Source organism: Sorangium sp. So ce321 (assembly GCF_051530195.1).
GTDB lineage: Bacteria > Myxococcota_A > Polyangia > Polyangiales > Polyangiaceae > Sorangium.
The window spans coordinates 10,708,886-10,722,118 of the sequence record NZ_CP150329.1 but is presented as its reverse complement, the minus strand read 5'-3'; the positions used below and the strand labels follow the sequence as shown (position 1 = coordinate 10,722,118).

The following is a 13,233-nucleotide window of genomic DNA, read 5'->3' as shown; positions in this document are numbered from 1 at the left end:
CCGCGGCAGCCCTGAAGGGACCCGAGGAGCTCGTCGAGGTGCGGCTGGAAGATTCAGGTGAGGTGCGACGCCGGCGCGCTCGTCGTCGTGAGCGCCGCGCGGCTGAGTCTCGTCAGTACCGCGGCACCGACGGGTCGACCCGCTGCGACCACGCGTCGATCCCGCCTTCGAGGTTGTAGAGGTTCCTGAAGCCCTTCGCGAGGTAGTGCTCCGCGGCCGCCTGGCTGCGCCCGCCGTGGTGGCAGTGGAAGACGATCCGCGCTTCCTTGGGGAGCGTGTCCAGGTACCGCTGCCCTTCCTGGTCGAGGAGGCGGGCCCCCTCGATCTTCGCGATCGCGCGCTCCTGCGTGGTGCGGACGTCGAAGAGCTCGAGCGCCTCGCCGCTGTCCAGCAGCGCCTTGAGCGCGGCGGGCGAGAGCTGCTTGACCTTCGGCGGCTCGCTCGGGCTCTCCAGCTTGAAGCCGCCCGAGGGGCCGTCGACGAAGTCGACCGACAGCCCCTCGGCGCGCCGCGCGCTCGCGCGGTCGAGCAGGAACACCGCCCCGCCCGCGTGGACCTCGACGTCGCCCGCCTGCCGCGGGCCGAAGTAGAGGCCGTAGCTGTAGGAGGGGTCGATCTCGATGTGCACGAAGTCGGCGTCGGACTCCCGCGCGGACGCGAACGCCGCGACGGCCGCCGGGGTCACGCGGATCGAGGGCGGCGCCTGCGGCTCGCCCTGCGAGAGCCCGAGCGCCTTCACCAGCTCCCCGGTCGCGTGCAGCTCCTTCACGATGTCGCACCCGCCGACGAACTCGCCGCGGATGTAGAGCTGCGGGATCGTCGGCCAGCTCGAGAACTCCTTGATGCCGTCGCGCAGCGCCGGGTCCGACAGGACATCCACCGTCTGGTACTCGGGCAGGTGCTCATCGAGGATGCCCACCACCGTGGCGGAGAAGCCGCACTGCGGCATGCTCCGCGTCCCCTTCATGAACAGGACGACATCGTTCTCGCGGATGATGGTGGCGATCCTGGCCCGCATGGGCTCGTTCAGGCTCATGTTCTTGCTCTCCCTCCGCGGCCGTGGCGCCGCGGTCGACTCTTCGCGCGCGTCCGCGGGCCTCTCGCTAGCATGGGCAACGCACGGCAGCGAGGCCCCGCGGCCCGCAGCGCTTGCGTCTGCCGCGGGCGTCTCGCCGGTGCCGCGGCGCTCGGCGCGGGCGGCGGACGGAGCGCGCCGCGGACGGCGAGGCGCCCTGCGGATGAGCCGCCTTGCGGATGAGGCGCCAGCGCGGCGCAACGAGGTGGCTGCGCAGCGCGCTCAGCGGCCGAACAGGAGCCCCACGAGCGCCGCGATCGCGGCGAGGGTCGCGAGCACGGCGGGCGTGCTGAGCTTCGCGCCGAGCGCGCGCGCGCGCCCGCCGCTCGCGCTCGAGGGGCGCGCGAGCGCGTCCGAGGGCGGCGGCGCGACGCAGCGCACGCCCGGCGACGCGGCGCTGTCCGCGCGGACGTCGACGAGCAGCTGATCGAGCGGGGCGTGCTCTCCGAAGGGGCGCACCAGGCGGAGCGTCACGCAGTCGTTGAGATCGGGGGGCAGCCGGAGCCGCAGCGTCCTCGCGGCGACCTCCGCCGGGGCGCGGTGGGCGCCGCTCCGGGCGCAGCTGTCGCAGCCGCCGCCGTCGCAGCGCGCGCAGGTGACCCGGGCGGGCACGGCGATCTCGATGTCCGCGCCGCCGCGCGCCCACGCCGCCGGGACGGCGATCGAGAGGCGGCCTCGCGCGCCGTCCGAGGCGTCGAGGTCTTCGCGGTCGATCAGCTGCCCGAGCTCGGCTCTGCCCATGGTCCTTGTGTGCCGCACCCGGGAGCCGGCGCCAAGCGCCGGCGCAGCGCGGCCCCGGGAACGCGCGCGGCGCGGGCCCTCAGGGGGGCGCGTCGCGCGGCTTGCGCGGCTCGCGCGGCTCGCCGTGGAGCGCGCGACCGCCCCCTGCCGGCGCCCGCCCGGCGCGCAGGACGCCCACGGCCGAGAGCAGACACGCGAGCACGAGCAGCAGCCCTCCGAACGAGCCGGGCCGCGTGCTCTCCTTCAACCCCACGATCAGCACCCGCGCGAGCTCGGCGTCCGGCACCCGCGCCGGGTCTTCCAGGTAACCGAACACAGCGCCGAGCGCGATCCATGTCGCGTGGATCGTCGCCGCCAGCGTGGTCAACCCCATGGCCGCGATGAACCTGAGCTTGCCGGGCTCCGGCCGCCGCGCGAACTGGACCCCCGCGCCGACAGTGACCATCCCGAAGACCAGGATGGGCCACATCCCCCAGCCGCCCTCGACGAAGAATTCGAACATCGGTCGCCTCCCGCTCCTCTCCCTGCGTTGGTGAGCCGCCGTCGCCGTCCGCGCCGGCCTGCACACCCCTCAACGCGGCGCCGGCGGCGGCGTGACCGAGAAAGTTCCTTGTCACGCCCGGCGCGCTCGCGCGTTATGGCGGCGTGGAGAGGGGAGGCGCAGCTGCTCCGTCCGACGCCGAGCTCGCGGCGCGCCTGCGGCGCCGCGACCCGCGCGCCTTCGACGAGCTCTACGCGCGCTACCACCCCCGGATCTTCAGCTTCCTCGTGCGCCTCGCGGGCCGCCGGGACGTCGCCGAGGACCTGTTCCAGGACACCTGGCTCGCTGTCGCGCGCCACGCCGACCGGCTGGCCGAGGACACCGATCTCGCCGCGTGGCTGTTCACGATCGCGAGGAACCGCTACCGGAGCCACCGCCGCTCCGCCGTGCTCGATCTGGCGCGCGCCGCGCTGTTCTCCCGCGAGCCCGCGCCGGCCGCGCCCGGGCCCGAGGCCGCGGCGGACGCCCGCGCCGAGGTGGCGGCGCTCGAGGGGGCGCTCCGCAGCCTCGCGGCCGGGCACCGCGAGGTGCTGCTCCTCGGCGCCGTCGAGGGGCTCGAGGCGGCGCAGGTGGCGAAGGTCCTCGGCGTCCGCGAGGAAGCCGCGCGCAAGCGGCTGTCGCGCGCCCGCGCCGAGCTTGCGGCCTGCCTGGAAAAGCGAAATGCTGAGCGGCCCCGGACGGGATCGACGCCCCCGATCTCCGCCGCGGACGCCGCCGATCGACGCGCGCGCGGAGGTTCTCGATGAAGCCGTTCTCAGGAGAGGATCCGCTGGCGAGAGGCCTCGCCGAGCTGCCGGCCGTCCCGCTCGACCCGGCGGTGGCCGACGCGGTGAGGCGCCGCGCCCGCGCCGCGCTCGCGGAGGGGGCGGAGCGCCCGGCGCCGCTCGCGCGACCCTCGCCCGCCTGGGCGGCGGTGCTCCTGCCGGGCCTGCTGCTGAGCTCGGGCGCGGTGTACGTGTGGGATTCGGTGCAGAAGATCGGGCAGATCTACGGGGGAGGGTAGGGGCCGGGCGGCGCCTCCGCTGCCCGCGATGGGCAGCGAAGGCGCGGCGGACGATCAGTCCCCGAGGTCGACGACCTCGAGCCCGTGGTGCCCGAGCGAGCAGAGGGCGCGGTCGCCGGAGACCGTCACCTGGTAGGTGTACGTCGAGAGCTCGCCCTTCGTTTCGTACGTCAGCTCGTCGAGGTCTGCCGCATCGAGGACGGCGATCGACGGCGGGCTGTAGCTGGAGAGGATGAGGCGCGTCCCGTCCGCGAGGAGCGGCCCGCCGAAGCCGATCTCCGCGCTCGCCCGCGTGGCGGTCTCGATGCTGCCCGCCTCCAGCCCGCTGGCCACGAGGATCCCGGAGCGATCCGAGGTGCCGCCGTCGTCCGCGTAATAGTAGTTCCCGTAGGTGTACATGAAGACGCGGTCATCGCCGACGAACACCTGCGAGATCGACCTGTCGTCGTCGAGCGGGCTCTCGTCGCGGAGGCGCGCCGTCTCGGCGCCGACGTCGACCAGCTTGAGCGTGTAGCTCGTGCCTCGGCAGAGGCCGGGCCCCTCCCAGGTCTCCTGGTTGTGCGGCTGGAAATCGGCCCGCGCGAAGGCGCCGTAGCACGCGACGTAGTCCGCCGCCTCGAACTCGACCGTCTGGTAATCCATCGTGAGCGCGCGGCCGGACGCGCGGTCGAAGGCGAGCAGCGAGCCGGGCACGTTGACCGGCGCCCGCACGACCGGCGACGACGGGTCGGCCACGTCGATGCGGTCGATGTAGAAGCGCGCCTTGGAGGGATCGTCGGGCAGCGGCACCCAGTGCGAGGTCAGCACGGTGGTGCCGTCGATCTGCAGGCCGGTGTAACCAGCGCCCTCGGGCAGCGCCACCGAGCGGTGCGCCGGGCTCGACGGATCGGAGAGGTCGATGATCTCCAGCGTCGCCTCGGAAGGCGGGGGCGCCCCGGCGTCGCCGCCCTCGTCGTAGTAGTAGTAGCCGTCGGTGACGTTACGGACGACGAGGGTGCTCCCGGCCTGGACCACGGAGTAGCCCGTCTGGACGACATTGCCGTAGTACCCCAGGTAGGAGAGCCCGTCGCCGCGGAACGGCAGGACGCGCTGGCTCGCGACGCGGGGAGCTGCGGGGTTCCTGAGGTCGATCACGGCGAGCTGCGTCTGCGACGTCCAGTCCGCAGAATACGAGGACCAGAGCAGGTAGGCGTACTGCCCGTGCGCGAAGATGCTCGCGCCGGCGAGGCCGGAGCCGTAGCAGCCGTTCTCCGACCCGGTGGACAGCTCCGCGAGGTCGAGCTTGCCGAGCGGCTCGGCGCGGCCCGGATCCGCGGCGGGGACGACCTCGATCTGCGCGCCGCTCGTCCACCAGTCCGCGCTCAGGCGGACCACGAGGTCGCCGGTGGTGACCGCGTTCTGGACGATCGTCGCGAGGGTGAGGTCGGCGACCTGGACAGGGGCGTCGCGGTCATCGATGTTGAACGTCCCGACCTCCTCGTCGGAGACGGCGAAGAGCCGGTCGTCGTGGACGAAGGCGCGGCGGGCCTGGCCGCGCGCGGGGGCGGAGCCGCGCTTCGTGAGCGTGTCGGCCGTGAAGTCGATGAGCTGGATGCCGCTCGCGTACGAGCCGCAGCCGTCCGTGTCGCCGTTGAAGTTCCAGCCGCTGTAGGGCACGAGGATCGTGCCGAGGTCGTCGAGGATGGTGAAGGCCTTGTGGATCCGGTCCTGGTCCTCGGCGAAGCTCCCCCACGAGCCGCCGAAGTGGACGCGCTCCAGCATCGTCGGGTTCGCGAGATCGGAGACGTCGAAGAGCGAGACGTGGAGCGCGCCCTCGGTGGAGGCGTTGTCGAACCCGAGCGCGAGCAGGCGGTTGCCGCGCGGCTCCATGTGGTAGACCCAGCCGGGCATCTCGAGCTCGCCGAGCTGGGCGGGGTGCTCCGGGTCGCTGAGGTCGATGGTGAACAGCGGGTCGGTCTGCTCGGCCGTGATCGCGTAGGCGCGGTCGCCGTCGAAGCGGACGGAGCGCAGCGTCTCGGGCCGGGGCAGGGTGAGCTCGGTGTAGCCGAGGGGCGTGATCTCCTCCGAGGAAGCGACGGAGAAGGTCTGGACGCCGGGCCTCGCCTCGTTGTTCCACCAGAGGCCGGGCTGGCTGATGACGCGGAGGACGCCCTCGTGCTCGTCCATCTGCCAGCGGCTCTCGATCTGGCCGGTGGCCTCGACGGTCGCGCCCTCGACGAGGGCGCCGCCGGGGTCGGAGATGTCGATGATCTGGATGGTGGAGTGTCCCTCGTCGGTGCCGTCCCACTCGATGCCGGCGACGTACATGCGATCCGCGGTGACGCTCACGCTGCGGCGCCACCCGTAGCCGTAAGGGTCCTCGTCGCCGTAGGTCAGCTGATCGACGACGTCGATGTCGGCGGGGTCGCCGACGGACAGGGAGGTGACGGTTGTGTTCGGCGAGCTTGAGCACCCCCAGCAATAGCCGTTCTCGAACGTGACCGCGTAGAGCACGTCGCCGACGATGCGAGAGTCGGAGATGCTGCCCGGCAGGTCGAACGACCCGATCGGCCGGATGTCCGTCGGGTCGGAGACGTCGAGCGCCTCGATGCGGCTCGTCTGCACGGAGGAGTAACTGCCGGTCGCGTCGTCGAGGATGTATTGCTCCCACGCCGAGAACATCGCGTAGACGACCCCGTCCCGCAGGTACATCTCGAAGGGGATCCCGCTCGCCTGGTATTGCCCGACGAGCCTCAGCCTGTCGCGCCGCGAGATGTCGATGATGCTGAGCCCCGAGTACTGCGAGAGCGCGTAGAGCTTGCCGTCCTTGACCTGGATGATGTCGGCCTCGGTGATCGCGCGCTCGGCTTCGCCGTCGCCTCCTCCGTCGTCGTCGGGCGCCGCGGCGCCGCCGCCGGCGCCGGCGCCCGTACCTTCGCCGTCGGACCCTTCGTTCACGTCTCTTCCGCCGGGGCCATTCGGGTTGCCGGAGACGAAGTCGGTCGGCGTGGTCTCTTCAGGTGAAGGCCCCGTCGAGGTGTTTACCTGGCAGCCGGTGAGCCCGGCCGATACCGCTGCCGCCGCGAGGACGAGCCAGCTGGCGTGAGATCTGGACACGAACGTCATTGTCACCTCGTTCAAGACAAGACACAGGGCGTCATGCCTGCGCCGGTGCGTGCTGCACTCGTGGAGTCCCGTGCCCAGCGCACTAGCAAGCGGCAGGCCAGGCGGATCGCGCAGGAATCCCGCGGGTATTCGCGGTCTGCGTTCTCGCTGTGCCAGAGTGTGCAGCCAGCGGGATGCCTCGGTCAGCCACCTGCCCGCAAACCGTGCGCCTCCGCCGCCCTTACGCCCGGATCCCGGGGTGAGCTCTCGGAGTGTGGGGGGGCGGCTTGCTCTCCTGGTCGGAGCTCCTGGCCGGAGCTGCTCGCGGTGTCGGGAGCGTCGCGTTCGCTCCGGGATGCCCGGGCACAGCGCCATGGAGCGACAGGCGAGCCTGGCGCCGGCGGCTGCCGGGTGGCACGGTCGATCGTTCGACAGGAGGCTTGATGATGGAACTGTTCAGCAAACGTCACCGGCTTGTTCTTGGGATGTTCATGGTCTTCGTTCCCCTGCTCACCGGCGCCAAGGGCCAAGGCTGTCAGCCCCCGGGCGACGGCGGGCCCGGGCCTGGGGGCGGCGGATCCGCCGGCGGCGAGCCCGCGGCGTGCATGGTGACCGGCTGTAGCGGTCAGGTCTGCGCGGACGAGGACGTGATCACCACGTGCGAGTACCGCGAGGAGTACGCGTGCTACGGGGAGCACGGGGTGTGCGAGCGCGGCGCGTCGGGCGAGTGCGGCTGGCGGGAGACGCCGGAGCTCGAGGCGTGCCTCGGGGGCGGCGAGCCGGCGCCGTGCGTGGTGACCGGCTGTAGCGGTCAGGTCTGCGCGGGCGAGGATGTCGTCACGGACTGCGAGTACCGCGAGGAGTACGCGTGCTACGGGGAGCACGGGGTGTGCGAGCGCGGCGCGTCGGGCGAGTGCGGCTGGCGGCAGACGCCGGAGCTCGAGGCGTGCCTCGGGGGCGGCGAGCCGGCGCCGTGCGTGGTGACCGGCTGCAGCGGTCAGGTCTGCGCGGACGAGGCCGTGGCCACCACGTGCGAGTACCGCGACGAATATGCGTGTTACGCGGAGCACGGGGTGTGCGAGCGCGGCGCGTCGGGCGAGTGCGGCTGGCGGGAGACGCGAGAGCTCGAGGCGTGCATCGCGGACGCGTCGGGCGACAGGACGCCGGTCAGCGGGCGCTGCATCCGGAACGCCGGCGACGCCTGCGCCTCGGACGCCGACTGCGCCGTCGGCGGCTGCGGCGGGGAGGTCTGCCATAACCCCGCCGTGAGCGAGGGCATCTCGACCTGCGACTGCACGAGCCCGGGGCTCGCGTGCGGGTGTGTGGATGGCGTCTGCTCCTTCTGGAACTGAGGCTGTCACCGGAGCAAGCCTGTGATCGTCAAGGCACCTCCGGGGTCGTCGGCTCCTGAGCAGCGCCTCGCGGTCACCCTCTCCGCGGCCCCGGATACAAGGCGCGAGCGGCTCAGCGGTTCAAGGACATCTTCTCGGAGGATCCCGCCGTTCTGCGCCAGCGCATCGAACTCGACGGTTCGCTCACCCAGCTTCCTGCGTGGCAGAGGCCCATTGCCGACGTGCAGCGGGCGGCGTCGGAGCCGTGAGCCCGTCGCTGAGCCATCATGACGCCCGCCGGAGCAGCCCCTACTCTCCCACCAGCCGCAGCCCCACCGGCAGCCCCTCTCCGAAGAACGCCGCGCGCTCCGCCTCCTCGACGGCCATGACCTCGCGCACGGCCCTGACCCACGCCTCCGGCGCGCCCACCTTGACGAGCCGCCGCTCCACCTCGCCGCGGGTCCGGTCCGACACGTCGCGCGCCCGGTCGCCGGTCCGGCGCGCGAGCTGCACCGCGGCGGGCGCGGCGGACGGCAGCTCCTCCCACTTCTCGCGCAGCAGGTGGTCGAGCCACCGCTCGGCCGCCGCCGGCGACACCACGTGGTGCACGCTCGCGTAGGCGGGGACGCGCGCGCCGATGCGGCCGATCGCCGCCCAGAGCCGCGCGTCGCGGTCCGTCCACGTGCGCTCCAGGACCCAGGCGCCGAGCTCGCTCCGCCGGCCAGCCGGCACGCGCTCGAGCGACGCGCACAGCTCGAGCAGGTCGTCGAGCGCCTCCGGCTTCACCCCCTTCGGCTTCTTCAGCCGCTGCTCGGCAGGGGCCAGGAACGGATCGGCCAGGTCCCGGATCGCCACCTGCAGCGCCTCGTCGAGCCCGGCCGCCACGCGGCGCCACGCGATCCAGAACTGCTGCCAGGAGCGCGCCTCCTGCGGGAACGCGAGCTTCTCGGCGAAGAGCGGCGCGAGCGCGGCGACGCGCGCCGGGTCGCCCGCGTCGCCGAAGCCAGGCCGGAGGCAGTAGCCGGCCAGCGACCAGAAGACGCGCTCGTGATCGGCCGAGCGCCGCCGCGACCGCGCGCTCGGCGCGAGCGTGTCGAACAGCGCCCGCGCGGTCTCCGTCGTCCAGGTGGCGCGCTCGCCGAGGACGCGCTCGAGCTCGCGGACGAGGTTCTTCACCTCCCGCGGCGCGACGTCCGGCCGTCCCTTGCCGAACACCCGCTCGATCGCCTCCCGCGCCTCGTCGAGCCGCCTGCCGCCGGGCGTCGCCGCGGCGTGCGGCCTCGCCGGCGCCCGCTCCCCCGGCGCGCCCCCCTCGGCCTCGCCGGCGCGCGCGCCGCGGCCTTCCTCGCGCAGCTGGAACGCGAGCCGGAACCGGCGCGGCGCCGGGGCGCCCAGCTCGACGCAGGCGAGATCCAGCGTGCCGATCGCGGTGAGCTCCCCCTCGATCTGGACGCGCACCTCCGCCCGCTTGCCGGCCGCGGCGCGCGCCGCGTCCCCGGCGTCGAACGCCACCGCGACCGGCGGCAGGGGCTCGAACCGGTCCTCCTCGAGCGGGACGATATCGCCCGCGCGATCGGCGCGCGCGTCGTCCGACGCGAACAGGTCGAACCGGACCGGGCGGCCCACGACGAGCGCGAACGTCCGCCCGGCCGCGGCGTGCACGCTGCCCTCCTTCGCGCCGCGCGGCACGACGCAGACCGCGGGCCGCGGCCCCCCGCCGGCGGGCGGCTCGAGCCCGACGTAGTAGCCGCGCGCCGCGCCGCCCTCGATGCGCACGCCGCGGCCCGCGAGCGCGAGGCCGTAGGCGACCGCGCCCCGCGCCACGGCGAGGTCGGGATCGGCGTACGGCAGCACCTCGAGCGGCGGGCCGCCCCAGCGCTCGATGGCGTGCGCGAGCCGCTCGGCGACGCGGCGCGCGCGGAAGACGCCGCCGTTCAGGAGCAGCGCTGTCGGCCCGCGCGACCCGGGGGCGTGGCGCGCGAAGAACCAGGCCACGTGCCGGGTGATCGCCACGTCGCGCTCGTACGGCAGGCCGAACGCGACGAGCCCGCCCCGCCCGCGCTGCGGGCGCGCGTCCGCCGGCGCCTCAGGGAAGAAGCCGTCGAGCACGACGCCCTCGACCTCCGCGCGGCCGAGGCGCGTCGTCAGCGCGCCGCCGACGAGCCGCGCGCCGTGCGAGAGCACGGTGACCGGCGCCTCGTCCGGCGGCGCGGGGCCGCCCGCGCCGGGCTCCGCGCCGCCGCCGAGCAGGCGCTCCTTGGCGGCGCGGCAGGCCAGCACGAGCTGCCCGAAGCGCGCCGGGTCGAGCTTCTCCCCGGCGCCCACGAGGCGCGGCTCGCAGAGGTGGGCGAGCGCGAGGTCCATGTTGTCGCCGCCGAGCAGCAGGTGGTGGCCGACGGCGACACGCGCGACCTCGACGGGGGGGGCGCCGGCGGCCCCGGCGCCCCGGGCGACCCGGATGAGCGACAGATCGGTGGTGCCGCCGCCGACGTCGCAGACGAGGACCATCGCCTCGCCGCCCGAGCGGGCGAGCAGGCCGTCGAGGCCCTGCGCGCCCGCGAGCCGCATGAAGTCGTAGAACGCGGCCTGCGGCTCCTCGAGGAGCCGCGCCGACAGTCCGGCGCGGCGGGCTGCCTCGACGGTGAGCTCGCGCGCGACCTGGTCGAACGAGGCCGGCACGGTGAGCACGACCTCCTGCTCCGCGAGCGGGCGCTCCGGGAAGGCGTCGTCCCAGGTGCGCCGCACGTGGGCGAGGAGCCGCGCGCTCGCGTCGAGCGGCGACACGCGCGGCAGGGCGGCCGCGTCGTCGCCCGCGCCCCACGGTAGAATGGGCGCCGTGCGGTCGACGGCGGGGTGGCAGAGCCAGCTCTTGGCCGAGGCGATGAGCCGGCCGGGGACCTCCCCGCCGCGCCGGCGCGCGTGCTCGCCGAGGGCGAAGGGCGCGTCGCCGAAGGGGTCGGCCGGCGCCTCGCCGGGCAGGGGCGCGTAGAGCAGCGAGGGCAGCAGCGGGCGCGCCTCGATCTCGGTGGCGGTCACGAGCTGCGGGATCGGAAAGACGCGGATCGCGCCGGGCTCGGCGTCGCGCTCGGCCCACGCCACGACCGTGTGCGTGGTGCCGAGGTCGATTCCGACGATCAGGCTCGGGTTCTTCGCGGGGGCGGACATGCGTGGGCGCAGCAACGATACTGCATCGCCGCGGCGCCTTCCGCCCGCAGGTCCAGCGCGCCCCTGGCGCCGCCCCAGCGCGCCCCTGGCGCCGCCCCAGCGCGCCCCTGGCGCCGCCCCCCGCGCCCGTGCCCGCGCCGGGCCGCCGCAGGGGGCCTCGCGGGCCGCCGTGGGGGGGCCCTCGCGGGCCCCGCCGCAGGGGGTCTCGTGGGCGTCCGCCGGTGCGCGGCTGGCGTGGCGGCGCGTGGCGGCGCGTGCCGGCGCGCCGCCAGCGTCCTTTTTCCGGGCGATGCCCCGTGCTAGAGGCGCGAAATGCGAGCGAACCGAGCGATCTGGCTTGTGGTCATGGCCGTCCTTACGGCGGGGTGCGGGTCGGGGAAGGCCGAGATGTCGTTGGCGGCGAGCGCTGCCCCGCCGCCCCCTCCGCCTCCGCCTGCGCCCGTCCAGCCGGCGGCGCCCGCCGAGGCGGTCATCGAGGGGGATCGCATCAAGATCGCCCGGCCGATCTTCTACGACCTCGACAAGGACGAGATCCGGCCCGAGTCGTTCTCGGTGCTCGACGCGGTGGCGAACATCCTGCGGACGCACCCGGAGATCGTCGCGCTCACGGTCGAGGGGCACACGGACAATCAGGGCACGGTCGAGCACAACATCAAGCTGTCCGAGCGCCGCTCGAACGCGGTGGTCCGCTACCTCGTCCAGCGCGGCGTCACGACGCCGATGACGGCGCCCGGGTACGGCGCCGGCGCGCCGCTCTGCTTCACGAACGACGAGGGCTGCCGCGCCATGAACCGGCGCGTGGAGTTCCGTATCAAGACGAAGTGATCGCCCGGCGGGCCGCTCCGACCGCCGGCCGCTCGTCCTTCCCTCATCAACACCTCACCTGCGCTCGCTCCTGGCGCCGCCCGTGCGTCGGGACAAACAGGCCAGGTTAACACAGCTCCTCCCTCGAAATCGACCGCTTTCCGCCGCGCCGCCCGCGGGTCGGTCACGTGCGCCACGTGCGCCAAGTTGGTTACGCCGGTCATGCCGGTTACTTCGGCTGCGCCGCTCACGTTGACCGCAGGGGCCGCTTTCGCCCGCGCCCTCTCGGCCGCGCCGTGGCCCGTGCCCAGCCGCCCAGCCAGCTTGCGTCGCCTCGCGGGGTAGGCGGCGCGCGAGGATGCCTGTCCGTCTGTGCGCCTGTGGGACAAGGGACTCCCAAACTCGTTCGTGCTGCAAAATTCTATTGAACGATGTCTCCGGATCGTGGTTAATACATCACGGGAATACGCGCGCTGAGTGCGACGCGCCGGTCCGAACAACTCATCGCAGTACATGGTGGATCATGGCGAGCTTTCGTCGTTGTCCGTTGGGGATCGCCTGTCTCGTCCTTTCGGGGCTATCGTGGTTGGCGCCGCGGCCTGCGGCCGCGCACGACGCCGATCACCTCAGGTGGGCGGAGAGCCTCGTTGATAACCTCGCTCCTGAGAACAACGAATACTCGACTTCCAGCTTCGTGTCCTGGGCTGGCGTGGCCGGCGCGCGGCGTTACGTGAACCGGACGCAGTGCGCCACCTTCGTGACGGAGCTGTTCAAGCGGAGCTATGGGTGGACCGAGTCGTCATTCGACGACTGGCTGGGCAGCCGGAGCCCGAGCGCCGCCGCGTACTATGACGCCATCGTCGAGGAGAACGGATTCGAGAGGATCCGCGACCTTCAGGACGCGCGCGCCGGCGACATCATCGTCCTCCGTTATCCTGCGGGCGAGTCGTCGACCGGGCACGTCGCGATCCTCCGCCGGGCGCCGAGGGTGAGGCTCCCGCTCAACCCCTTCGTGGTGGGCACGTTCCAGTACGAGGTCAGCGTGGTCGACTCGACGAGCACTCATCACGGCCCGTCCGACTCCAGGATGTCCTCGGGCGGCCGGGGGGACACCGGCGCGGGCTACGGCGTGATGCGCGTCTACACGAACATATTCGACACCATCGTCGGGCACACCTGGAGCACGGCCACCACCACGACCTACTATCCGACCACGCAGCGCCAGGTCGCCATCGGCAGGCTGGTGCTCGACGACGACGATCGGTAGCGACGCGCCCACGACAGGCACCGTCCCCCGGGCGCATCGCGCCTGAAGACCGCACGCCAGTCTCTGGCGCGAAGACCGCACGCCCGCCTCTTGGTCCTGCGGAGACCGCGTGCCCGTCTCCGATGCTGCGAAGGCCGGGCCACCGGCACATCCTGCACCCGAGGGCCACGCGCGCCCGCACGCCGCGCCGCGCCATGCCGCGCCCACAGGGTCGTGTAAAAT

Annotated in this window: 10 protein-coding genes; 5 read left to right on the top strand and 5 right to left on the bottom strand. The window is 73.5% G+C overall.

Annotation, left to right across the window (positions count from 1 at the left end; all coding sequences use genetic code 11):
• Positions 1 to 112: 112 nt before the first annotated feature.
• From grxD to WME89_RS39675, 3 genes are all read right to left on the bottom strand, one after another.
• Complete coding sequence (grxD, locus tag WME89_RS39685; RefSeq protein ID WP_438004788.1) at positions 113 to 1,036, bottom strand: Grx4 family monothiol glutaredoxin; 924 nt, start codon at positions 1,034 to 1,036, stop codon at positions 113 to 115.
• A gap of 261 nt (positions 1,037 to 1,297) precedes the next feature.
• Positions 1,298 to 1,816, bottom strand: coding sequence for a hypothetical protein (locus WME89_RS39680; protein WP_438004787.1), 519 nt, complete (start codon positions 1,814 to 1,816; stop codon positions 1,298 to 1,300).
• Between the two features lie 79 nt (positions 1,817 to 1,895).
• Positions 1,896 to 2,318 carry a hypothetical protein gene (locus WME89_RS39675; protein WP_438004786.1) on the bottom strand — a complete coding sequence of 141 codons (423 nt, stop codon included), beginning with the start codon at positions 2,316 to 2,318 and terminating at the stop codon, positions 1,896 to 1,898.
• Positions 2,319 to 2,461: 143 nt separating this feature from the next.
• Between WME89_RS39675 and WME89_RS39670 the strand changes: the two genes are divergently transcribed.
• Positions 2,462 to 3,103 (top strand): RNA polymerase sigma factor, encoded by a 642-nt coding sequence (locus tag WME89_RS39670; protein ID WP_438004785.1) that lies wholly within the window; start codon positions 2,462 to 2,464, stop codon positions 3,101 to 3,103.
• Positions 3,100 to 3,360: a hypothetical protein gene (locus tag WME89_RS39665; RefSeq protein ID WP_437659429.1), complete on the top strand. Its 261-nt coding sequence runs from the start codon at positions 3,100 to 3,102 to the stop codon at positions 3,358 to 3,360. Before WME89_RS39670 ends, WME89_RS39665 begins: the two co-directional genes overlap by 4 nt.
• Positions 3,361 to 3,414: 54 nt before the next feature.
• Here the strand turns inward: WME89_RS39665 and WME89_RS39660 are convergent, their stop codons facing one another.
• Positions 3,415 to 6,465, bottom strand: coding sequence for a beta-propeller domain-containing protein (locus WME89_RS39660; RefSeq protein WP_438004784.1), 3,051 nt, complete (start codon positions 6,463 to 6,465; stop codon positions 3,415 to 3,417).
• A 470-nt stretch (positions 6,466 to 6,935) separates the two neighbouring features.
• Between WME89_RS39660 and WME89_RS39655 the strand changes: the two genes are divergently transcribed.
• Positions 6,936 to 7,796, top strand: coding sequence for a hypothetical protein (locus WME89_RS39655; RefSeq protein ID WP_438004783.1), 861 nt, complete (start codon positions 6,936 to 6,938; stop codon positions 7,794 to 7,796).
• 288 nt (positions 7,797 to 8,084) lie between these two features.
• On the opposite strand, the gene WME89_RS39650 is transcribed toward WME89_RS39655, so the two are convergent.
• Positions 8,085 to 10,940: an Hsp70 family protein gene (locus tag WME89_RS39650; RefSeq protein ID WP_438004782.1), complete on the bottom strand. Its 2,856-nt coding sequence runs from the start codon at positions 10,938 to 10,940 to the stop codon at positions 8,085 to 8,087.
• 345 nt (positions 10,941 to 11,285) lie between these two features.
• Here WME89_RS39650 and WME89_RS39645 point away from each other — a divergent pair, with 345 nt between their 5' ends.
• Together WME89_RS39645 and WME89_RS39640 are read left to right on the top strand one after the other, a co-directional pair.
• Positions 11,286 to 11,765, top strand: coding sequence for an OmpA family protein (locus WME89_RS39645; protein WP_438004781.1), 480 nt, complete (start codon positions 11,286 to 11,288; stop codon positions 11,763 to 11,765).
• A gap of 673 nt (positions 11,766 to 12,438) precedes the next feature.
• On the top strand, positions 12,439 to 13,011 hold the full coding sequence (locus tag WME89_RS39640; RefSeq protein ID WP_438004780.1) for a hypothetical protein: 573 nt from the start codon (positions 12,439 to 12,441) through the stop codon (positions 13,009 to 13,011).
• Positions 13,012 to 13,233: the final 222 nt, after the last annotated feature.

Coding starts and splice junctions, on each gene's coding strand:
- grxD (WP_438004788.1), bottom strand. CDS start 1,036: ATGAGCCTGAACGAGCCCATGCGGGCCAGGATCGCCACCATCATCCGC.
- WME89_RS39680 (WP_438004787.1), bottom strand. CDS start 1,816: ATGGGCAGAGCCGAGCTCGGGCAGCTGATCGACCGCGAAGACCTCGAC.
- WME89_RS39675 (WP_438004786.1), bottom strand. CDS start 2,318: ATGTTCGAATTCTTCGTCGAGGGCGGCTGGGGGATGTGGCCCATCCTG.
- WME89_RS39665 (WP_437659429.1), top strand. CDS start 3,100: ATGAAGCCGTTCTCAGGAGAGGATCCGCTGGCGAGAGGCCTCGCCGAG.
- WME89_RS39660 (WP_438004784.1), bottom strand. CDS start 6,465: ATGACGTTCGTGTCCAGATCTCACGCCAGCTGGCTCGTCCTCGCGGCG.
- WME89_RS39655 (WP_438004783.1), top strand. CDS start 6,936: ATGGTCTTCGTTCCCCTGCTCACCGGCGCCAAGGGCCAAGGCTGTCAG.
- WME89_RS39650 (WP_438004782.1), bottom strand. CDS start 10,940: ATGTCCGCCCCCGCGAAGAACCCGAGCCTGATCGTCGGAATCGACCTC.
- WME89_RS39645 (WP_438004781.1), top strand. CDS start 11,286: ATGGCCGTCCTTACGGCGGGGTGCGGGTCGGGGAAGGCCGAGATGTCG.